The 20,612-nt window shown below is 32.5% G+C and carries 21 protein-coding genes and 1 riboswitch; of the genes, 14 read left to right on the top strand and 7 right to left on the bottom strand.

The features are described 5' to 3' along the window. Positions 1-19: 19 nt before the first annotated feature. From IW20_RS15925 to IW20_RS15915, 3 genes are all read right to left on the bottom strand, one after another. On the bottom strand, positions 20-433 hold the full coding sequence (locus IW20_RS15925) for a GxxExxY protein (protein WP_035624418.1): 414 nt from the start codon (positions 431-433) through the stop codon (positions 20-22). Between the two features lie 73 nt (positions 434-506). Further along, positions 507-1,535, bottom strand: coding sequence for an iron ABC transporter permease (locus IW20_RS15920; protein WP_035624415.1), 1,029 nt, complete (start codon positions 1,533-1,535; stop codon positions 507-509). A gap of 6 nt (positions 1,536-1,541) precedes the next feature. Further along, a complete protein-coding gene (locus IW20_RS15915) occupies positions 1,542-2,684 on the bottom strand; it encodes an ABC transporter substrate-binding protein (protein ID WP_035624413.1) in 1,143 nt (380 codons plus the stop codon). Positions 2,685-2,849: 165 nt separating this feature from the next. Here IW20_RS15915 and IW20_RS15910 point away from each other — a divergent pair, with 165 nt between their 5' ends. The 8 genes from IW20_RS15910 (at position 2,850) to IW20_RS15875 (ending at position 10,661) form a co-directional block, all read left to right on the top strand. Then, positions 2,850-3,215, top strand: a complete 366-nt coding sequence (locus tag IW20_RS15910; protein WP_035624409.1) for a DUF5522 domain-containing protein — start codon at positions 2,850-2,852, stop codon at positions 3,213-3,215. A gap of 30 nt (positions 3,216-3,245) precedes the next feature. Further along, positions 3,246-3,608: a four helix bundle protein gene (locus IW20_RS15905; RefSeq protein ID WP_035624407.1), complete on the top strand. Its 363-nt coding sequence runs from the start codon at positions 3,246-3,248 to the stop codon at positions 3,606-3,608. 158 nt (positions 3,609-3,766) lie between these two features. After that, positions 3,767-4,276 (top strand): bifunctional adenosylcobinamide kinase/adenosylcobinamide-phosphate guanylyltransferase, encoded by a 510-nt coding sequence (gene cobU / locus IW20_RS15900; protein ID WP_035624405.1) that lies wholly within the window; start codon positions 3,767-3,769, stop codon positions 4,274-4,276. Positions 4,277-4,331: 55 nt separating this feature from the next. Continuing rightward, positions 4,332-6,011, top strand: coding sequence for a nicotinate-nucleotide--dimethylbenzimidazole phosphoribosyltransferase (gene cobT, locus IW20_RS25785; protein WP_081912495.1), 1,680 nt, complete (start codon positions 4,332-4,334; stop codon positions 6,009-6,011). A gap of 51 nt (positions 6,012-6,062) precedes the next feature. Further along, positions 6,063-6,860, top strand: a complete 798-nt coding sequence (locus IW20_RS15890) for an adenosylcobinamide-GDP ribazoletransferase (protein WP_035624403.1) — start codon at positions 6,063-6,065, stop codon at positions 6,858-6,860. Then, the gene (gene cobC, locus IW20_RS15885; RefSeq protein ID WP_035624401.1) at positions 6,845-7,381 is read left to right on the top strand and encodes an alpha-ribazole phosphatase; all 537 of its coding nucleotides are present in this window, start codon (positions 6,845-6,847) and stop codon (positions 7,379-7,381) included. Before IW20_RS15890 ends, cobC begins: the two co-directional genes overlap by 16 nt. 78 nt (positions 7,382-7,459) lie before the next feature. Next, a riboswitch (cobalamin riboswitch) is annotated at positions 7,460-7,692 on the top strand. Positions 7,693-7,720: 28 nt separating this feature from the next. Beyond that, positions 7,721-9,583, top strand: a complete 1,863-nt coding sequence (locus tag IW20_RS15880; RefSeq protein ID WP_035624398.1) for a TonB-dependent receptor plug domain-containing protein — start codon at positions 7,721-7,723, stop codon at positions 9,581-9,583. A gap of 4 nt (positions 9,584-9,587) precedes the next feature. Then, positions 9,588-10,661, top strand: a complete 1,074-nt coding sequence (locus IW20_RS15875) for a DUF5074 domain-containing protein (protein WP_035624395.1) — start codon at positions 9,588-9,590, stop codon at positions 10,659-10,661. Positions 10,662-10,736: 75 nt separating this feature from the next. Here IW20_RS15875 and IW20_RS15870 read toward each other — a convergent pair whose 3' ends face one another. Continuing rightward, positions 10,737-12,188 (bottom strand): S41 family peptidase, encoded by a 1,452-nt coding sequence (locus IW20_RS15870; protein WP_035624392.1) that lies wholly within the window; start codon positions 12,186-12,188, stop codon positions 10,737-10,739. Positions 12,189-12,313: 125 nt separating this feature from the next. Here IW20_RS15870 and IW20_RS15865 point away from each other — a divergent pair, with 125 nt between their 5' ends. The 5 genes from IW20_RS15865 to IW20_RS15845 all read left to right on the top strand — a co-directional run bounded on the left by IW20_RS15865 (position 12,314) and on the right by IW20_RS15845 (position 15,659). Further along, entirely contained in the window at positions 12,314-12,823 is a 510-nt protein-coding gene (locus IW20_RS15865) for an RNA polymerase sigma factor (protein ID WP_035624389.1), read from the top strand. Continuing rightward, positions 12,810-13,283 carry a hypothetical protein gene (locus tag IW20_RS15860; protein WP_035624386.1) on the top strand — a complete coding sequence of 158 codons (474 nt, stop codon included), beginning with the start codon at positions 12,810-12,812 and terminating at the stop codon, positions 13,281-13,283. Before IW20_RS15865 ends, IW20_RS15860 begins: the two co-directional genes overlap by 14 nt. A 1-nt stretch (position 13,284) precedes the next feature. Continuing rightward, the gene (locus IW20_RS15855; protein ID WP_051885807.1) at positions 13,285-13,860 is read left to right on the top strand and encodes a DUF4252 domain-containing protein; all 576 of its coding nucleotides are present in this window, start codon (positions 13,285-13,287) and stop codon (positions 13,858-13,860) included. A gap of 1 nt (position 13,861) precedes the next feature. Then, entirely contained in the window at positions 13,862-14,398 is a 537-nt protein-coding gene (locus tag IW20_RS15850) for a DUF4252 domain-containing protein (RefSeq protein ID WP_035624383.1), read from the top strand. A gap of 220 nt (positions 14,399-14,618) precedes the next feature. Further along, positions 14,619-15,659 (top strand): virginiamycin B lyase family protein, encoded by a 1,041-nt coding sequence (locus tag IW20_RS15845; RefSeq protein WP_035624381.1) that lies wholly within the window; start codon positions 14,619-14,621, stop codon positions 15,657-15,659. A 70-nt stretch (positions 15,660-15,729) separates the two neighbouring features. On the opposite strand, the gene carB is transcribed toward IW20_RS15845, so the two are convergent. Continuing rightward, the gene (carB, locus tag IW20_RS15840) at positions 15,730-18,585 is read right to left on the bottom strand and encodes a carbamoyl-phosphate synthase large subunit (RefSeq protein WP_035624379.1); all 2,856 of its coding nucleotides are present in this window, start codon (positions 18,583-18,585) and stop codon (positions 15,730-15,732) included. Positions 18,586-18,732: 147 nt separating this feature from the next. Further along, positions 18,733-18,894 (bottom strand): 50S ribosomal protein L34, encoded by a 162-nt coding sequence (rpmH, locus tag IW20_RS15835; protein ID WP_008464848.1) that lies wholly within the window; start codon positions 18,892-18,894, stop codon positions 18,733-18,735. A 168-nt stretch (positions 18,895-19,062) separates the two neighbouring features. On the opposite strand from rpmH, the gene IW20_RS15830 reads away from it, so the two are divergent. Then, positions 19,063-19,578, top strand: a complete 516-nt coding sequence (locus IW20_RS15830) for a hypothetical protein (protein WP_035624374.1) — start codon at positions 19,063-19,065, stop codon at positions 19,576-19,578. 211 nt (positions 19,579-19,789) lie between these two features. Here the strand turns inward: IW20_RS15830 and IW20_RS15825 are convergent, their stop codons facing one another. Continuing rightward, positions 19,790-20,449 carry an alpha/beta hydrolase gene (locus IW20_RS15825; protein WP_035624371.1) on the bottom strand — a complete coding sequence of 220 codons (660 nt, stop codon included), beginning with the start codon at positions 20,447-20,449 and terminating at the stop codon, positions 19,790-19,792. Between the last annotated feature and the right edge of the window lie 163 nt (positions 20,450-20,612).

Raw genomic sequence — 20,612 nt, 5'->3', positions numbered from 1 at the left:
CATAGATAAAAGTAACTGATTACAGTTTTGGTAATAAACTGAAATATTCATTTACAAATGTTTTTTGACCATCTTTAAAGATATTAAAACAATTAAAATTGATTATAATTCCTTTTGGTGCTTTTAACAGTTTCATATAAGTTAAAAGTTGTGCTTGATGCATTGCATTTATTTCAGAAACTGACTTTAACTCAACCACAAAACAATTCTCAACAAATAAGTCACATCTTAAATCTGTATTTAAATCTTTGCCTTTATAGATTATCGGCACTTTCATCTCTGTGAAAAAATTTAATTTTCTATATGATAGTTCTTCTTTCAGACATTGATGATAAACACTTTCTAATAATCCTTTTCCAATTGTTTTATGTACTTCTATAGATGCTCCAATTACTTCATAAGTCAATTCATCTAAATATTTCTGAGTAATCATTAATTCTTTAATTAAAATAAAAACTATGTTTCTATGTGTTAAAAAAACAAGATACTAAATATTTGTAAGTATTTTACTCAAAATTTCTTTTTCGGACTAATAACCAAATTACTACTGGTGCTCCAATTATTGATGTTATCGCATTAATCGGTAATGTGGTTTCTAATCCTGGTAATTGTGATGCGATGTCGCAAAACAACATAATTATTCCTCCATAAAAAAGAGTACTCCAATATAAAACTGCATGATTACTGGTTCTAAATGTAAGCTTAGCAATATGCGGAACGGCTAATCCTATAAAAGCAATTGGACCTGCAAATGCAGTAACACTTCCTGCCAAAATACTTGTGGCTAGAATAATTATAAGTCTTGTTTTCTTGAAATTAAGTCCCATGCTTTTGGCATAATTCTCTCCAAGAAGTAATGCGTTTAATGGTTTAATACTACTCACGCTTAAAAGCAAACCGATACTAACACTAACTGCTAAAACTACAATCGACGACCAGGAAAGATTCCCTAGACTTCCTAATGACCAAAAGGTAAATTTCTGCAATTGTTCTGCTGAACTAAAATAGGTTAGAACTCCAACAATGGCACTAGTAAAACTACCGAACATAAGCCCGACAATTAAAATAGCCATTGTGTTTCGTAACCGTTGCGATACTAATAAAACCAAGAATAAAACTGAAATACTTCCTAATGTAGATGCAAATACTATCCCGTAGCTTGACAACAAAATTGTATTTAAAAATGAAGGCAATAAACCTGCTCCTAAAATTACTATTGCCACGGCTAATATTGCTCCGGAACTTAATCCTAAAACATCGGGACCTGCTAATGGATTCCTAAATAATGTTTGCATTAACAAACCGCTTATCGATAATCCTACACCTACCAATACTGCCGTAATTGCTTTGGGCAAACGGTAATTAATTATGATATATTCCCATGTCGATTTACTTGCTTCCCCTCCAGTTAAACTGGTATACACTTCTTTAAACGGGATTGTAATCGACCCGAAACTAATATCCAGAAAGAATAGTAACAAAAGTGCTAAACCGAGTATAAAGAACAAGATTGTATTTCGCTTTTGATTCGCCAATTGAAATTAGTTTAATTTAGACGCAAACGTAAATTCATAACTAGGCAATAATTCTGGATGAAATATCTTGATGTAATCTTTAAGAACTAAATCTGGGCGGCTTGGTGCCAATTCGTAATAAATTGTTCCTCCTGTAGCTCCAAATTTACTCTCGAATGTATATACATTTTTTGTTTTGAAAGCATCGAACTGACTGTAATGTGGGTTGCTTTTTTCTAATTCTGATAATGATTTAAAAGAACCTGTTGCAATCCAGACTGAAGCTGTTTTGGCTTTGTCTAATATTTTTTCAAATGATAATCCCTGGCTTCCTGTTCCTTTTAGATCTGCCCATAAATAATCGGCTTTGGCATCGGCCATAAATTGTGCCACCCAACTATTTCCTTTGGCAACATACCACTGATCCATATACATAGAACCATATAAAACTGTAGAAGTTGCTTTCTTAGATTCTACTAATTTCTTAGCTTCTTTATAACTCGTTACGATTTTATCAAAAAGTTCTTTTGCTTCTGCTTCTTTTCCGAATAAGGCTCCGTAAAGTTTAATCCACTCAGCTTTTCCTAGTGGTGATTGTTCCATCCAATCGGCTTGAATAAGAACTTTTAAACCACTTTTTTGTAAATTATCCAACATTGGGTTGTTGTTATCTACCCCGAAAGTAACAATTAGATTTGGTGCTAATTCTATAAGTTGTTCGATATTTAATTTTTCGTTTTGACCTACATTCTTAACAGAGCCTTTGTCTATTAATTTTCTGGTTTTCTCAGAAGAAACATAATCGGTATGTGGAAAACCAACTAAATTGTTTTCGACATCCAACATTTCTAAAAACGGAATATTGGTTGTTGATGTTACTACAATTGTTTGTAACGGAACCTGAATGGTTGTGTAACTTTTTAAACTATCTGGTACAACTCCGTCTTTTTCTTTTAATACATAAGTATAATCTTTTCCAGCATCTGGCCAAGGGTTTGTAACTTTTACAACTGAATATCCTGTGAATTTATTGATGGAAAGTCCAGAAGCATATTCAATACTGTTTTGTCCTGTTTCGGCTTTTATTTCTGGAGTACTTTCGTTTTTCTTGCATCCTAATACTACTAAAAACGAGAAAAGAAAAACAACTTTATGCAATGATGATTTCATATATAGTTAGTGTTTGTTTTTTAAAGAAATATGAAATATCTAATCTGATTTTGAATCACGATGATTTCATATTTTGCAATTTGGATAGCGACAAAGGTAGCGCAATTTCTAAATTTCTTGTTTACTTTTAAACGTAAAAAATTGAACAAATAGTATCTTTGTAACATGAATGGTCTTAAAGTAAAAAATTGCTCTAGCTGCGGAACCGCATTTAATTGCGGAGATTCTCCTGATGGAAACAAATGTTGGTGTAACGACTTCCCTCCTATTTTTGTACCTTCGGAAGTTGTAGATTGTCTTTGCCCAAATTGTTTTAAAAATGCTTGCACTGTAAAAATAGATGATTTTGTAAATACAATTACTCCCGAAATTGCGATTGATAATAAAGCCTCGGTTTTACCCAAAAACAATACGCTTATTGAAGGAATTGACTATTATCTGGAAAATGGGAATTATGTTTTTAAGGAATGGTTTCATCTAAAAAGAGGAAGTTGTTGCGGAAATAAATGTAGACATTGTCCATATAAATAATTGTAAATTATTAATTGTTAGTTATTAATTATGAAAAGTAATATTGTAAAAGATAAAAGTTTTGATTTCGCCATTCGGATAGTTAAATTATATCAATACTTATGTGTCGAGAAAAAGGAATTTACACTTTCTAAACAACTTTTAAGATCGGGAACGAGTATTGGCGCAATGGTTCGAGAAGCTGAACATGCTGAAAGTAAAAATGATTTTATCCATAAATTTGCGATTGCTCAAAAAGAGGCCAATGAATCCGTTTATTGGTTAGAATTATTAAAAGCAACTGATTATTTAAATGAAAAACAATTTGAAACCATTTATAATGATGCTATTTCAATATTAAAACTTATAACTAGTATCCTTAAAACTACTAAGCAGCAACTTACAATTAATTAATTAATAATTAACAACTAATAATTAATTAAATGGTTGCGTTAGGGATAGTAGCGGCATCCTTTTATTTTTTTCTTTAAAAAATAAAAGATATAGCGAATAGCCCGACCGAAGGGAACGCCCTTCTTAAATTTACAATTCATAATTAACAATTATAAAAAATGGTTTACTTGATTACTGGTGGGGAACGTTCGGGGAAAAGCAGTTATGCTCAGGAACTGGCTTTAGAACTTACGAACACACCAATGTATGTGGCGACGGCTCGAAAATGGGATGAAGATTTCCAGAACAGAATTGACAGACACCAACAAGAACGCGACGAACGCTGGACAAATATTGAAAAGGAAAAACACTTAAGCGAAATTGATTTTTCGAGTAAAGTGGCTTTGATTGATTGTGTAACGCTTTGGTTAACGAACTTTTTTGTTGACACTAAAAACGATGTTGCATTATCTCTTGATGAAGCTAAAGCTGAATTTTTGAAAATAGCCAATCAGCCTGATGCAACTTTGATAATTGTAACCAACGAAATCGGAATGGGACTTCATGCTGATACCCACGTAGGAAGAAAATTTACGGAATTACAAGGTTGGATGAATCAGTTTCTTGCAAAAAATGCCGATACTGTTGTGCTAATGGTTTCTGGAATTCCGGTAAAAATAAAAGGGTAAATTGGCTTTGTCCCTCTGAACCTTTGCGCCTTTGAACCTTAAAAAGAAAAAAAATATGAGTTATTTAGATGATATTTTAAAATCACGCCGTGATACACGCCATTTTACAAATGATGAAGTTCCTGACGAAGTTATCCAAAAAGCTTTGCAGGCAGGACATTGGGCACCTTCGGTAGGTTTGACTGATGCAACTAAATACTATATCATAAAATCTGATGGGGTTAAAAAAGCTATCAAAGATTTATTTTTGGATTATAATAAAAAAGCAGAATCATTAACTGATGACGAGCACCAAAAAGAGCACTATAAATCCTTGAAACTAGAAGCTATAGAAGAAGCTCCGATTGGGATGATTATTGCGTATGATCGCGCTGTACTAAATAACTTTACAATAGGAACCGTTGGCAGTAACGAAGCGGTAAAATTTAGCTCAGTTTGTGCTGCGCAAAATATCTGGTTATCTCTTACAGAACAAGGTTACGGCATGGGTTGGGTTTCTATTTTAAACTATTATCAGTTTAAGAAAATAATTGACTTACCCGAAAACATCGAACCTCTGGGATATTTTTGTATTGGCAAACCTGCAACAAACTACGATAATCAGCCGATGTTGCAGCAATTAAATTGGAAACAGAAATCGGAAACTTTTGATTGTACTGAAATCAAAACCATAAATGAGAATTTTGTTCCGAAATTAGATTTAGACAATCAATCAAAAATTGAAGTTACTGCTTCTTTCAAAGAATCACTACAACATAAAATTGACTCAAAAACGAAGCCTCTTGGCGCTTTGGGTATTTTAGAAAAGTTAGCATTCCAAATCGGGACTGTTTTCCAGACTTTGAATCCTGAGATTATAAAACCTAATATCGTTGTTTTTGCCGCAGACCACGGAATTGCTAATCATGGTGTGAGTGCATATCCGCAAGATGTTACCAGACAAATGGTTGGTAATTTTCTTGAAGGTGGCGCTGCAATTAATGTGTTTTGTAAACAAAATAATATCGGACTTTCTATTGTAGATGCTGGTGTAAATTATGATTTCCCTACAAATGCCAATTTAATTAATGCCAAAATTGCTAAGGGAACTCAATCCTTTTTACACGTTCCCGCTATGAGCGAAACTGAACTGCAATTGTGCTTTTTGAAAGGTTCTGAAATAGTAGATTCTATTGCAAAAACTGGAAGTAATTGTATTGGTTTTGGCGAAATGGGTATTGGAAACACCTCTACAGCATCTGTCTTAATGAGTATTTTAACTGGTTTCTCTATAGAAGAATGCGTGGGAAAAGGGACTGGAGTTGATGATGCTAAATTAATTGAGAAACAGGAAATCTTAAAAAAAGCTATCGGAAATTATTCTGGTCAAGCCGAATTAAAAGAACAACTCGCCTATTTTGGTGGTTTTGAAATCATGCAAATGACTGGCGGAATGTTAGCCGCTTATAAAAACAATATGCTTATTCTTGTAGATGGTTTTATTTGTACTGTCGCTTTTTTAATTGCCTTTAAAATAAATCCTGATATTAAAAAGAATGCTATTTTCTGTCATTCTTCGGCTGAACAAGGACATCAGAAATTATTAGATTATCTTGAAGCCAAATCAGTATTACAACTTGATTTACGATTAGGCGAAGGAACTGGCTGTGCAATTGCATTACCCATATTACAATCGGCAACTGCTTTCCTAAACGAAATGGCTACTTTTGAGAATGCTGGGGTGAGTAATAAATGACAGTAACAGTTTTTAGTTTCAGTAATCACCTAAATAAAACAAAACTCTTAAATGAAAAAACAACTCCATATATTTTTTACTGCATTAATGTTCTACACAAGGATTCCTTGCCCTAAAAACATCGATCATAATCCTGATTATCTTAATAAAGCAAGTCGCTATTTCCCTTTGATTGGTTGGATTGTTGGAGGGATTTCTTTTCTGGCATTTTATGGCGCTGCATTTTTAGTATCATTATCTGCTGCAGTAATTATAGGAATGATTGCCGGAATCTTGACTACAGGTGCTTTTCACGAAGATGGTTTTGCCGATGTTTGTGATGGCTTTGGTGGTGGTTGGACTAAAGAAAAGATTTTATTAATTATGAAAGATAGTGCCATTGGTGCTTATGGAGCCATTGGAGTTGTATTATTGTTTTTATTGAAGTTTCAATTACTTTCAGAACTAGTAACCACAGAAACAATCACAAACCAGCAATCAGCATTTACTATCTTGTTATTGTTTATTGCAGGGCATTCTATTAGCCGTTTAGCCGCAATAAGTATTGTATTTACTCATGAATATTCTCGTGAAGATGCTACAAGCAAAAGCAAACCAATTGCAAAAAACTTTAGTTGGAAAGAAGTTTTAGGTTCTTTCTTTTTTGGTTTATTACCTCTTTTAGTACTTTCTTTTTTTCAATACCAATTACTTTTGGTTATAATCCCTGTTTTTCTGGCTCGTTATTTCTTAGCTCGTTATTTCCAGAAATGGATTGATGGTTACACTGGAGATTGTCTAGGCGCAACACAACAAGTTTGCGAAGTTATTTTTTACTTAAGTGTTATAGCAATATGGAAATTTATTTAGTTCGTCATACCGAAACTGTTTGCGAAAAAGGAATTTGCTACGGTCAAACCGATGTAAATATTGCTGAACCATACGATTTGATTTTTGACAACATCGTAAAGCAATTACCTCAAGACGCATTGTTATATTCAAGTCCGCTGAAACGTTGCGTATTACTCGCTGAGCATATCCAACAAGAAAACAAAATTTCAAACTACCAAGAAGACAAACGCTTGATGGAAATGAATTTTGGCGATTGGGAAATGAAAAATTGGAATGAAATTGCTCAAGAAGATTTAAATCCGTGGATGGAAGATTTCGTAAATATTCGAGTTCCAAACGGAGAATCTTTCATCGATTTGCATGAAAGAGTCACTCATTTTATGGAAAACGAAATACTTACTAAAACCTCATCAAAGTCAATTATTGTTGCACATGCCGGAGTTGTACGAAGTATTTTATGCCTTTTAAATTCTCTTCCTCTTAAAGATGCTTTTCAAAACAAAGTCGATTTTGGACAGGTTATAAAAGTTGAAATCTAAAGAAAACCTACTTTTACTTTGTTTATGAATAGCGTTAAAAAATCAAATAGCATTGATTTTTAAGCTTTTTTAACTTTATATTTGCACCCACATTAAGGTTGTGCCATATTTTTTAGACACATTAAAAGGGAATCAAGTAATTGAAGATTGAAATTATCAAAATCAACATTCGAAAATCTTGAGCTGTACCCGCAACTGTAAGCTTAGTTCTGTAAGGAATGCTTGTTGTTAACTACAAACCACTGTTTTAGGACGGGAAGGGAAACAACAAGACGCGAAGCCAGGAGACCTGCCTTTGTTAACAAATATCGAACTCTCGGGAAAAAGAGTTTAGAAATTATGACATTACAAAAGTTTTACATCGGTTTTTTGCTCCTAGCTTGCCAATTTATTTCGGCACAAAATGATTCTATAACAAAATTAAAAGAAGTTATAGTTTCAGATACTAACCTCAAGAAATACTCAGACTCACAATCGGTTCAGGTGCTTAATGATTCTATTATTAATAAAAACCAAGCGTCCTTAACTTCTCTTTTAAATTACAACACTGTTATTTACTTTAAGGAGAATGGTCTAGGAATGACTTCTGCACCTTCTTTTAGAGGAACTACAGGCGCCCAAACCGCAGTTATTTGGAACGGAATAAATATCAATTCTCAATTTTTAGGTCAAGCCGATTTTAATACAATCGGAACTAGAGATTTCAATTCTATTGCTGTAAAAGCTGGAGGAGGAAGTGTTTTATACGGAAGCGGTGCAATAGGCGGAAGTATTCACTTAAATAATGACATCCGTTTTAAGAAGGGTTTCTCTAATCATTTATTCCTCAGTAGAGGTAGTTATGATACTTATAGCACAAATTATCGTGCAAACGTTTCGTCCGACAAATACAGTATTCAGGTTAATATTTCTAGAAACAGTTCCGAAAATGATTTTAAATACCCTGGAACTACTGACCAAAAAAACCTTAATGGTGCATACTACAATACGAGTATGAATACAACATTTGGTTATAAAATAGACTCTAAAAACACCTTAAAACTATATAGTCAGTTTTATGATGGAGAACGTCATTTCTCTTTAACCTCTCCAAATGAAACAAAAACGAAATACAATGATTTCAATACTCGTAATCTTTTAGAATGGGAAAGTTTATTTAATCGTTTTACTTCCAAATTAAGAGTCGCACATATCGGAGAATCTTATAAATACTTTCCAAATATTACCTCAGATTCTTTTACCTATGGAAAAGTTGAAACTTCTATTATAAAATATGATTTAGCTTTTGATGTAAATGAAAAAATCAAATTAAATGCAATTGTTGATTACAATCGTAATAAAGGATATGGCTCTAGCATAAATAATGTAAAAAGGCAAGTTGGTTCCGCTAGTTTATTATTGCAACATTTCGTAACCGATAAATGGGATTACACAGCTAGTATTCGCCAAGAATTAACCGATAATTATGGTAATCCTTTCCTCTTTTCATTAGGAACAAGATATGAATTTACAGATTTTTATCGCATAAAATTAAACGCTTCTAAGAATTTCAGAATGCCTACTTACAACGATTTATATTGGCAAGGAAGTGGTAATCCTGATTTAAAACCTGAAACTTCTTATCAAGGAGAAATCGGCAATGAATTTTTTACAAAAAACTTCTCATTATCTGTAACTACATATTACAATTCTATAAAAGATTTATTACGCTGGATCCCTTCTGAGGGCGGAGGTGATACTTGGTCTCCAGAAAACACAGCCAAAGTAAGAGCTTATGGTGCCGAAATACTTTTGGAATGGAGAACAAAAATAAAAAATCACAATTTGACTCTTAACGGAACTTATGCCTATACCGTTTCTGAAAGCAAACAATTAATTAAAGGAGAACTATTATACAAACAACTTATATATGTTCCTTATCATAAATTAACTGGGTCTGTTTCTTATAATTGGAAAAAAGTTTCCTCTTATTTTCAATACTTATATACCGGAGAAGCATTTAGCACACCATTTAATAATCCCGCTACCAAAATAAAACCTTATAACGTTGGTAATCTAGGAATTGATTACGACTTAGGAAAAAAGAATAGCTACAAAATTGGATTTCAAATACTAAATATTTGGAACGAAAATTATCAACCAGTTATTAGCAGGCAAATGCCTGGAAGAAATTACACAGTATATATAAATCTTAACTTTTAAAAAAATGAAAAAATTAAACAAACTATTTTTGGCTGTAATTATAAGCTCTGCATTTTTTGCTTCTTGTAGTAGTAGCGACGATGATAATACCCCTCAAGAACCAAGAGGAAATTACGAAAGCGGAATCTTTATTCTGAATGAAGGACAATTTAAAAATAGTAATGCATCAATTTCTTATTTATCAGATGATTTAAAAATCGAAAACAATGTATTTTCATTAGTTAATACAGAAAAAAATTTAGGTGAAATAGCTCAAAATATTGGATTAAATGGTGATTTTGCTTATATCGTTGTTAATGTTTCTAATAAAATTGAAGTAGTAAACAGATATACTTTTAAGAGTATTGCTACAATTACAACTGGCTTAAATAACCCTAGATATATTGCTTTTGCAAACGGAAAAGGATATGTTACAAATTGGGGTGATGGAGCAAGCGCTACTGATGATTATGTAGGCGTAATTGACCTTGCTTCAAACACGATTACTTCTAAAATTTCTGTAATTGAAGGTCCTGAAAAAATCATTGAAAATGACGGAAAACTATATATAGGCCACAAAGGCGGCTGGAATCAAGGTAACTCATTATCAGTTATCAACTCTACCACTAATACAGTTACAGCAAACTTTGTAGTAGGAGATGTTCCTAGTTCATTAGTAAAAGATAATGGCACTTTATATGTTTTATGTAATGGACGACCATATTACGCTTTACCTGAAACAACTGGTAAATTAGTAAAAGTCAACATGAGCAACAATACAGTTTCCTCAACAATTGATTTTCCCGGCATAACACATCCTGGATTCTTAGCTATTGAAAATAATAAACTATATTATACTATAGGATCTGATATTTACTCTGCTGCAACTAGTATAACAACTTTGCCAACCACTCCAATATTCAAAGCAACTAAGACTTCTAATCTTTATGGTTTTGCAGTAAAGAACAATAAAATATATGTTGCAGATGCAGTAAACAATCAAGATCCTGGAGATGTTTACATTTATTCTTTAACAGGAGTTTTATCTAATGAATTTAGTGTTGGTATAGGACCAAATGGTTTCTATTTTAATAACTAATAAAGAATCATCAATTTCATATCTTACTTGTTTTCAACAAAAAAGGCTTTCTAACGAAAGCCTTTTTTGTTATTCTTATCTATCTTGCAATGCTCGCAAAAGTCCTTCAGGAGCTTTATCTAGATACATTTGGTTTCTGATACCATCTATTGATTTTGAATCGGTAAAATATTCAAACTCCTTACCTTCTTTAGGCAAAACCACTTTCCCTGTTCCTGTAATTTTAGAAATTGCAGTACCTAATAACGGCTCATTTTCATCTCCTAAAACACCTAATGCGTTTATAGATTCAATTACACTATATGTAGGTGCTAATCCGTTAGTATATTCTCCAAAACCTACTGAGTTAACAATTTTCAAGACAATTGGCTGCATAGCATATTTATGACTTGGATTTCTATTTGTTTTGCTAAAAGTAGGAGAATCATATAAAGTAACCGAACCCACATTTTTACCAATAGTTACATCACCTATCTGCACCACATCAATATACGGCTTTAGCCCATTAATAACCAATTCACTTGCAGATGCAGTACTTTTACTTGTTAATATATATACTTTGGTCAGATTCAAACTATTTAATGCAATACCATTAAATTTATCTACAAAATTATTGTTCAATAATTCTGCGTCTTCACTTTCAAAATATTTATTGAGCTTGCTATTCCATTTTTGTTTAGAGAAATTTTTATCTGTAAACTGCCCTGTAATCATACTTGCTAATCGGGTTGCCGTTTGCACAGAACCTCCACCATTATATCGCAAATCAAGTACTAAGTCGGTGATACCTTTACCTTTTAGTTCTCCAAATGCATCATTTAACTGAATATCATAATTACCATAGAAGCCATTATACATTAAATAACCTATTTTACGGCCATTTTTTTCTATCACCTTATTAATGTAAATTGGATTTTCATCCAAAACTGTTTTAGTAAGAGTAACTGATTTTCCATTTGGCACAAATTTAGTCCCATCATAATCAGTTAAATTTATAGTATAACTATCTGGCGCAAGTAACGTTTTGTAATTATCATAGGTAATTTGCGTTCCGTTAATACCATAAAATAAATCACCTCGCTTCACTCCTTTGCTAGCTGCATCTGAGCCAGGCAAAATATAGCGCACAAAACCAATCAAATCATTAGAACCTTTAGATTTTGGGCTTAACTTAAAATCAATTCCGTTATTTTTTGATGTTCCCTGAAGTTCTTGTTCTAATACAGTATAATCATCTACAATCCAACTAAATCTATCTATTGACGGATCTACGCGCAAAGAATTAAATAATGTTTCTGGATCTGGATATCCTCTTAAAAAAGAATTTAGTTGTTCTTGATTTCCAAAACGATCATCTGCTAAATTTGGAACATCTGCTTGCCATAAATAATATTGATTTAATCCTTTCCAGATAAAATCCTGAACTTGTAAGCTTTTAGGAGCAGACACATCATCCTGATCCTGACAGGCTTGAAAGCAGAATATAGCTAGAAATAATAATATTGCGGTTCTTAATATTGTCTTCATATAGTAGGTGTCAATATAGTATTAACGTAAAAATACTATCTTTAGTTTTATTTCACACACATTTGTAACAAAAATAATTCTGTTTCGTCTTGATATTATAAGCGAACCTATAATTTGTAATTTTTATGAACCAAATCGTTTTCCTTCAGTTAGTAAATCCTTTTAAAGACAAAGTATTTCGTCTGGCAAAACGATTACTCATAAGTACAGAAGAAGCAGAAGATGCCTCGCAAGAGATTTTAGTTAAACTATGGAGTAAGAAAGAAACATTAAACACCTATAATAATGTAGAAGCTCTTGCCATGACAATGACAAAAAATTATTGTCTGGATCAATTAAAATCAAAACGAGCTAGTAATCTTACTCTTGTACATTCTAATTACACTGATAGGGAACCGCGGTTAGATCAAAAAGTAGAAGACAATAATAGTTTAGAATGGGTAGAAAAAATAATGAGTCAGTTGCCAGAACAGCAACAAATTTTAATTCAGTTACGAGATGTCGAACAATATGAGTTTGACGAAATCTCCAAAATAGTTAACATGAACGAAACCGCTATTCGCGTAGCGCTTTCAAGAGCTAGAAAAAAAATAAGAGAATCTATGCTTAATACACATCAATATGGAATCAGATAAAATAGAAATAATATTAGAAAAATACTTTCAGGGAGAAAGTACTATTGCCGAAGAAAATGAATTAAAAAATTATTTTTCTTCTTCGAATGTTGCGCAGCATTTGGAACAATACAAACCAATTTTTGGTTATTTCTCTCAAGTAAAAGAACAACGTTTAACGCAAGAAATTCCACTACAAACTAAGAAACGTAATGTGGCGTGGTTATCAATTGCTGCTTCGGCTGTCCTTTTACTAGGAATAGGTTCTTATTTTTACCTCAACAACACAAATAATACAACTCCTGTTGTTGCAAAATCAGACTTAGGAACTTATGTCTCTCCAGAAGAAGCTTTGGCGGCAACGCAAAAAGCCCTCGCCATGGTGTCGCACAATGTTAATACTGGTATAGAAAGTGTCCAGTATATTAAAGAATACGAACAATCAAAAAACTTAATTTTCAAACAAAATAAAATTAGATAAAATGAAATCAACAATTCAAGAAAATAGAAAAAATAATAGAAGAAGCTTAAGTAAAAACTTTATACTAACACTAATTTTCGCATTAGTTAGCCATGCCTTTTACGCACAAGGAGCTTTTGATAAATACGATGGTCAAGACGATGTAACATCTGTAATTGTAAACAAAAAGATGTTTGATTTGATGAGTAAAGTAAAGGTTGATGCTTCTGATAAGGAAACACAACAATACTTAAACCTTATCAAAAAACTAGACAATTTAAAAGTGTTTACAACACAAAGTACAAGAGTTGTAACCGATATGAAACTTACTACAGATAAATACATTAAATCTGCAGGCTTAGAAGAATTAATGCGAGTAAACGACAACGGAAGAAACGTAAAAATTTATGTGAAATCTGGAGCAACAGACACTCAAATAAAAGAATTATTTATGTTTATTGATTCAGGCAGAAATGAAGATACTGTTTTACTATCACTTACTGGTAATTTTGACTTAAACGAAATCTCGGTACTTACAGATAAAATGAAATTACCTGGAGGTTCTGATTTGAAAAAAGCATCTAAAGGAAAAAAATAACATGAAACGAATCACCAACATTTTCGCCTTTTTAGGATTATTACTTTTAGTAAGTTGTAATTCTGAACCTTCATTACAGAAATATTTTGTAGAAAATACTGAGAACAAAAACTTTATTGCTCTCGATGTTTCGCCAAGTATTCTTAATGTAAACAAAGAAAAACTATCTGCGGAACAAAGCGAAGCTTTAAACTCTTTCGATAAAATGAACATCTTGGCTTTTAAAAGAAATGATAAAAACCAAACGGAATACGAAGCTGAAAGAACTAAGTTAAATACTATTTTAAAGAACCCAAAATACCAACAATTAATGAAATTTGGTTCTGGAAAAGATGGTGCTTCTGTAAGTTATGTTGGGACAGATGAAAATATTGAAGAGTTTGTGATTTACGCTAATAGAAACGAAAATGGTTTTGCTGTAGTTCGTGTTTTAGGAAAAAATATGAATCCAAACAATATCATGACATTAATGACCGTTCTTAAAGAATCTAATATAGATATGGAACAACTTAAACCGCTACAACAACTGATTAAATAATTCATTCTTACTTTAAAAACAAAAAAGCCTCATAATTGAGGCTTTTTTTATATCCTAAATTTGATTTTTTTTTCACAACTCCAACAAAAGACAATTTTAACAAAATTATTAAATTATATTTTTTTAACAAAAAAAGAAGCAATAACAACACTCTTTCTTACAAAAACACACCATTAGAAACTAAAAAACATATCTTTGATTAAACATTAAAATCATATATATGAAAAAAATTTTACTCTTTGCTTTATTCTCTACATTTAGTATTAACGCCCAAACACCTAGTGATTATGTAACTGGATTACCAAATCCAACAGGAATTGCATTTGATAGTGCTGGAAACTTATATGTTGCCGATTACGGCGCATACAATGTGACTAAAATCACTCCAAACTTTACAAAAACTCCTTTTATTAGTGCTCTAAATGGAACACCACAACAAATAGCTTTTGATGTCAATGGGAATCTTTGGATTGCCGGATCTGGATCCTTTAATGGAATCGTAAAAGTAAACACAGCTGGAGTTTCAACTACTTATTCTGCATCAGGTAGCCCTTACGGAATAGCCATTGACGCATCTGGTAATGTATATTATTCAGAGGCTAATTCTGGAGATATTAAAAAATTAGACCCAAATGGAACCGTTTCCACTTTTGCAACTGGTCTTACTCAACCAAACGGGATGGTATTTGATAAATCGGGCAATTTAATTGTTGCTGATAAAGGTCAAGGTGAAATAAAAAAAATAACTCCTGCTGGTGTTGTAAGCACACTTATTTCTGGAATGATGAATCCCTCTAACCTTCTTTACACACCAAATGGAGACTTATACATTTCAACAGGTATACTAGGTAGAATTTTTCGTTTTCCTACAGGAAGCGCTAATGGAACTGCACCTGATTTCTACATAAGACCTAATATTAGTGACAGTGTAGGGCAAATGGCTTTTTATAATGGAGCACTTTACGTTAGTACTAATGCAAAAAAAGTAATCAAAATTACTGATCCAATGTTAGGACTAAAAGACGTAAACAGCGTTACAGACAACTTTGTTGTTTATCCTAATCCTGCAACAGATTATTTAGTTATCGAAAACAGTAAAGTTGATTTAAAAACGATTCAATTATTTGATATGACAGGTAGAGAAGTTCAAAACTTCAAAGCATCTGACAGCAAAGACAATAAAATCATTTTATCAAATTTAACTTCAGGAAATTATATTTTAAAAGTTAACAATACATCTAAAAAGATAATTGTAAAATAAGCGATTTATACATTAAACAAAAAAGCCTCAAAATTTAATTTTGAGGCTTTTTTTATATCCGGATTTGAGATTATTTACTCAAATACATTTTTCTTCTTGAATACAATTCGTAGAATTGATCGTCTTTTAAGTCATCAATAAACAAGATACTTTCTCCTGTCGATTTCATCTCTGGCCCTAATGCTTTGTTTACATTATGAAACTTACTAAAAGAGAATACTGGTTGCTTTATTGCAAATCCTTTTAATTGTGGATTAAAATTAAAGTCGGTTACTTTATTATGACCCAACATTACTTTTGTAGCGTAGTTTACATAAGGCTCTCCGTAAGCTTTTGCAATAAATGGTACTGTTCTCGATGCTCTAGGATTTGCCTCGATAATATATACTGTATCATCTTTTATCGCAAACTGAATATTTATTAAACCTACTGTTTTAAGAGCTCTTGCAATCTTTTTAGTATGATCTTTTATTTGTTGCATCACAAACTCCCCTAAGTTAAAAGGAGGCAATGTAGCATTACTATCTCCCGAGTGAACTCCGCAAGGTTCGATGTGCTCCATAATTCCGATGATATAAACATTACCATCAGCATCACAAATTGCATCTGCTTCTGCTTCGATTGCTCCAGCTAAATAATGATCAAGAAGTAGTTTATTACCAGGAATCGTTTTCAATAAATTAATAACGTGTTCTTCAAGTTCTTTCTTATTGATCACAATTTTCATCCCCTGACCTCCTAATACGTAAGAAGGACGAATCAATAACGGGAAGTCTAAAGTATCTGCAAGAGCAGAAGCTTCGTCAGCTGTTTCAGCAATTCCGAATTGTGGGAAAGGAATATGTAATTCAGTTAATAACTCAGAGAAACGTCCTCTATCTTCGGCTAAATCTAAGGCATCAAAACTTGTTCCTATAATTTTCACACCGTATTTAGATAATTTATCTGCTAGTTTCAAAGCTGTTTGCCCACCTAACTGTACAATTACACCTTCTGGTTTTTCATGCTGAATAATATCGTAGATATGCTCCCAGAAAACTGGCTCAAAATATAATTTATCGGCAGTATCAAAATCTGTCGAAACCGTTTCTGGATTACAGTTAATCATGATGGTTTCGTAACCACATTCTTTAGCCGCAAGTACACCGTGTACACAAGAATAATCAAACTCAATTCCTTGTCCAATTCTGTTTGGTCCTGAACCCAGAACTATGATTTTCTTTTTATCCGTTACAACACTTTCGTTATCTACATAACGCTCACCGTTTGCTTTTTCTATTTCTGCTTCAAAAGTAGAATAGTAGTAAGGTGTTTTTGCTTTAAATTCGGCAGCACAAGTATCTACTAATTTAAACACACGATTAATGTTCTTATCCATACGTAAAGTATGAACTTCACTTTCTAAACAATTCATCATGTGAGCAATTTGTCTGTCGGCAAAACCTTTTTGTTTCGCTTCTAGCAAAAGTTCTTTTGGCAAAGTAGCTACTTTATAGTTCGAAATTTCTTTCTCAAGAGTATAAAGTTCTTCATATTGTTTCAAGAACCACATATCTATTTTAGTAATTTCATGAATACGGCTCAACGGAATTCCCATTGCAATTGCATCATAAATTACAAAAACACGATCCCAACTTGCAAAAGTTAGTTTCTCGATAATTTGTTCGTAGTTTTTATATCCTTTTCCATCAGCACCTAAACCATTACGTTTAATTTCTAATGATTGAGTTGCTTTATGTAAAGCTTCTTGGAATGAACGTCCGATACCCATAACCTCTCCTACAGATTTCATCTGAAGACCTAGAGTTCTATCAGCACCTTCAAATTTATCAAAGTTCCAACGAGGTATTTTTACAATCACATAATCAAGAGTTGGTTCAAAAAGAGCCGAAGTTGATTTTGTAATTTGGTTTTGCAATTCATCAAGATTATATCCTAAAGCTAGTTTAGAAGCTATTTTAGCAATTGGATAACCCGTTGCTTTTGATGCTAATGCAGATGAACGAGATACACGAGGATTAATTTCAATCGCTACGATATCTTCTTTTTCGTCTGGCGAAACTGCAAATTGTACGTTACAACCTCCAGCAAAATTCCCGATACTTCTCATCATTAAGATAGCGTAATCACGTAATTTCTGGAATGTTGTATCTGATAATGTCATTGCTGGCGCAACTGTAATCGAATCTCCAGTATGAATTCCCATTGGATCCATATTTTCGATAGAACAAATAATTACAACATTATCATTTTTATCTCTTAAAAGCTCCAACTCGTATTCTTTCCAACCCATTAAAGCTTTATCAATTAAAACTTCGTGTATTGGCGAAGCTTCAAGGCCTCTTGTTAAAAGTTCATCGAAATCTTCTTTTTTGTAAACCACCGCAGCTCCAGTTCCTCCAAGCGTAAACGAAGGACGAATTACAAGTGGAAAACCAAATTCCTGAGCAATTTCTTTTCCTTCTAAGTATGAAGTAGCTGTTTTTGCAGGTGCAGTTGGTACATTAATTTTTTCAAGAAGTTGTTTAAACTGCTCTCTATCTTCAGTAATATTAATGGCGTTCACATCAACACCTATTAATCTTACTCCAAAATCAGCCCAAATTCCTTTTTCATCTGCTTCTAAACATAAATTTAATGCAGTTTGTCCTCCCATTGTAGGTAAAACAGCATCAATTTGCGGATGAGCTTTCAGAATTTCAATAATCGATTTTGTAGTTAATGGCTTTAAGTATATATGATCGGCCATTGATGGGTCGGTCATTATAGTCGCTGGATTTGAGTTTATCAAGATAACTTCAATTCCTTCTTCACGAATAGAACGTGCAGATTGAGAACCTGCATAATCAAATTCGCAAGCTTGACCAATAACAATAGGTCCTGAACCTATTATTAAAACGGATTTTATTGATGTGTCTTTAGGCATTTTATTTGTATTGTGTAGTTATATAAAGTACTTTAAAAAACATTCGTAGTATATTCTAAACTAGAATGTTGAGAGATTTTTTACCGACAAGGTATAAAAAAAGGCGATACTAAAAAAGTAATCGCCTTATGTATGTTTATACAAACATTATTTTTTGTGTCTAGGTTCGCTAGAAACAGTTAATTTATGTCTTCCTTTAGCTCTTCTACGCGCCAGAACTTTTCTTCCATTCGCAGAAGCCATTCTGTCCATAAATCCGTGCTTATTTCTTCTTTTTCTTTTCGATGGTTGAAACGTTCTTTTGCTCATTGCTTTGTATCTTTAAATATGGTGTCTAATATCTTCTTTTTGTTCTTCGAATACTGTTACTCTAAAACCGAGTGCAAATATACAAAGACTTTTTTTCCTTGCAAGTAGTTTTATAAAAATATTTTTAATTCATTTTACTATCTTTGCAATCACAAAAATACACCTATTATGTTTCACAGAAATATTAAAATTATTTTAGCCGGACTATTAGTAGTTGCTGGCGTTTGGCAATTTACAGAAAGTAATATCGGGAATGGAATTTTCCTTATTTTATTGACGGCAATTCCAATTTTTCTTTATTTTAAAAATGAATTTATCTTATTAGCCTTCTTGAAATTAAGAAAACAAGATTTTGAAGGTGCTAAAAAATGGCTGGCATACATCAAAAACCCTGAAACTGCTTTAGTAAGAAAACAACAAGGTTACTTTAACTACCTACATGGTATTATGGTTTCTCAAACTAATATCAATCAAGCGGAGAAATATTTCAAAAAAGCAATTGAACTTGGTTTATCTATGGATATGGATTTGGCTGTTGCCAAATTAAACCTTGCTGGTGTTGCTATGTCACGCCGCAGAAAACTTGAAGCTACAAACTTGCTAAATGAAGCTAAGAAATTAGACAAACAAGGAATGCTGAAGGATCAAATCTCAATGATGAAAGATCAAATGAAGAAAATCTAACGATTTTTTAAAACCAATATCTAAATCCCAAATTCCAAAAGAGTTTGGGATTTTTTTATTTTAAATTAGAGGATCTCTCTAGTTAAACACACCGCAGTGCGCCTAATCAAAGATTAGCACATCGGGAATTACCTTATGGAAAAATCTTTGTCAGAGTTTTAAAACTTTGACAAAGATTCTTAATCACGAAACATTAGTGATTTTATAAAAACTAATCCTCCAATATAATCTTAGGTAAATTTTCATTCAACCATTTATATTTATTGAGAATCATGATATGAGTTCCGCCTTTTACCACTTTACAATTGGCAATATATTTTATCGGGAAAACCTCATCTTCATCACCATGAATATGAATTACATTATCGTCAATTTTAGTTCTATCCCAAAGAATTACTTGTTCGACGGCCCAATCTAAATAACGAATATCACGCACAGATAAGAATTTCTCATATAGCTTTAACCTCTTATTAATCTTTTCTCCAAAAGAAAACTTAGCCAAATTCTCTACATTCAATATCAGTCGCATCGGAATCAGCTTATATGCTTTTGTAGTTTTAGCAATTTTCATTCTTCGAGGAAACTCTGTATTACATTTAACGCTCGAAATAATAATTACTCTTCTAACCTCAATATGCTTCGCCATCTCCTGAACAAGAATCCCTCCAAACGAAACACCTACCAAAACAGGATTCGGATGTTTTATATTCAATGTCATTCTTTTTGCATAATCTGGTAAAGACTCATGATCAAGCGGAATTTCCCATTCTAATAAATGTATTTCAAAAGTGTCTTCAGGTAAAGCGATTCGCTCAAAAATAGTAGCACTTGCCGCAAGACCCGGCATAAAGTAAACAGGAATTTTATTCATAATTGTATTTCAGGCATTAACAACCAAGTGTATATCATTATTGATATAAAATTATTGCTTTTTAACGACTCTTGTCTATTTTTTTAGATAATATTATTATTAAAAAGTACAGCAAATATGAGTGCTGACAACATTTTTAAAAACGTAAAACATATCTCACTCA

Origin of the sequence: Flavobacterium hydatis (assembly GCF_000737695.1) — a bacterium.
GTDB lineage: Bacteria > Bacteroidota > Bacteroidia > Flavobacteriales > Flavobacteriaceae > Flavobacterium > Flavobacterium hydatis.
The sequence above is the reverse complement of the archived record's forward strand: the minus strand, read 5'-3'. Positions and strand labels throughout refer to the sequence as shown.

Excerpts from the sequence above, each read along its gene's own strand:
- IW20_RS15925 (WP_035624418.1), bottom strand. The coding sequence starts at position 433 with ATGATTACTCAGAAATATTTAGATGAATTGACTTATGAAGTAATTGGA.
- IW20_RS15915 (WP_035624413.1), bottom strand. The coding sequence starts at position 2,684 with ATGAAATCATCATTGCATAAAGTTGTTTTTCTTTTCTCGTTTTTAGTA.
- IW20_RS15910 (WP_035624409.1), top strand. The coding sequence starts at position 2,850 with ATGAATGGTCTTAAAGTAAAAAATTGCTCTAGCTGCGGAACCGCATTT.
- IW20_RS15905 (WP_035624407.1), top strand. The coding sequence starts at position 3,246 with ATGAAAAGTAATATTGTAAAAGATAAAAGTTTTGATTTCGCCATTCGG.
- cobU (WP_035624405.1), top strand. The coding sequence starts at position 3,767 with ATGGTTTACTTGATTACTGGTGGGGAACGTTCGGGGAAAAGCAGTTAT.
- cobT (WP_081912495.1), top strand. The coding sequence starts at position 4,332 with ATGAGTTATTTAGATGATATTTTAAAATCACGCCGTGATACACGCCAT.
- IW20_RS15890 (WP_035624403.1), top strand. The coding sequence starts at position 6,063 with ATGAAAAAACAACTCCATATATTTTTTACTGCATTAATGTTCTACACA.
- cobC (WP_035624401.1), top strand. The coding sequence starts at position 6,845 with ATGGAAATTTATTTAGTTCGTCATACCGAAACTGTTTGCGAAAAAGGA.
- IW20_RS15880 (WP_035624398.1), top strand. The coding sequence starts at position 7,721 with ATGACATTACAAAAGTTTTACATCGGTTTTTTGCTCCTAGCTTGCCAA.
- IW20_RS15875 (WP_035624395.1), top strand. The coding sequence starts at position 9,588 with ATGAAAAAATTAAACAAACTATTTTTGGCTGTAATTATAAGCTCTGCA.
- IW20_RS15870 (WP_035624392.1), bottom strand. The coding sequence starts at position 12,188 with ATGAAGACAATATTAAGAACCGCAATATTATTATTTCTAGCTATATTC.
- IW20_RS15865 (WP_035624389.1), top strand. The coding sequence starts at position 12,314 with ATGAACCAAATCGTTTTCCTTCAGTTAGTAAATCCTTTTAAAGACAAA.
- IW20_RS15860 (WP_035624386.1), top strand. The coding sequence starts at position 12,810 with ATGGAATCAGATAAAATAGAAATAATATTAGAAAAATACTTTCAGGGA.
- IW20_RS15855 (WP_051885807.1), top strand. The coding sequence starts at position 13,285 with ATGAAATCAACAATTCAAGAAAATAGAAAAAATAATAGAAGAAGCTTA.
- IW20_RS15850 (WP_035624383.1), top strand. The coding sequence starts at position 13,862 with ATGAAACGAATCACCAACATTTTCGCCTTTTTAGGATTATTACTTTTA.
- IW20_RS15845 (WP_035624381.1), top strand. The coding sequence starts at position 14,619 with ATGAAAAAAATTTTACTCTTTGCTTTATTCTCTACATTTAGTATTAAC.
- carB (WP_035624379.1), bottom strand. The coding sequence starts at position 18,585 with ATGCCTAAAGACACATCAATAAAATCCGTTTTAATAATAGGTTCAGGA.
- rpmH (WP_008464848.1), bottom strand. The coding sequence starts at position 18,894 with ATGAGCAAAAGAACGTTTCAACCATCGAAAAGAAAAAGAAGAAATAAG.
- IW20_RS15830 (WP_035624374.1), top strand. The coding sequence starts at position 19,063 with ATGTTTCACAGAAATATTAAAATTATTTTAGCCGGACTATTAGTAGTT.
- IW20_RS15825 (WP_035624371.1), bottom strand. The coding sequence starts at position 20,449 with ATGAATAAAATTCCTGTTTACTTTATGCCGGGTCTTGCGGCAAGTGCT.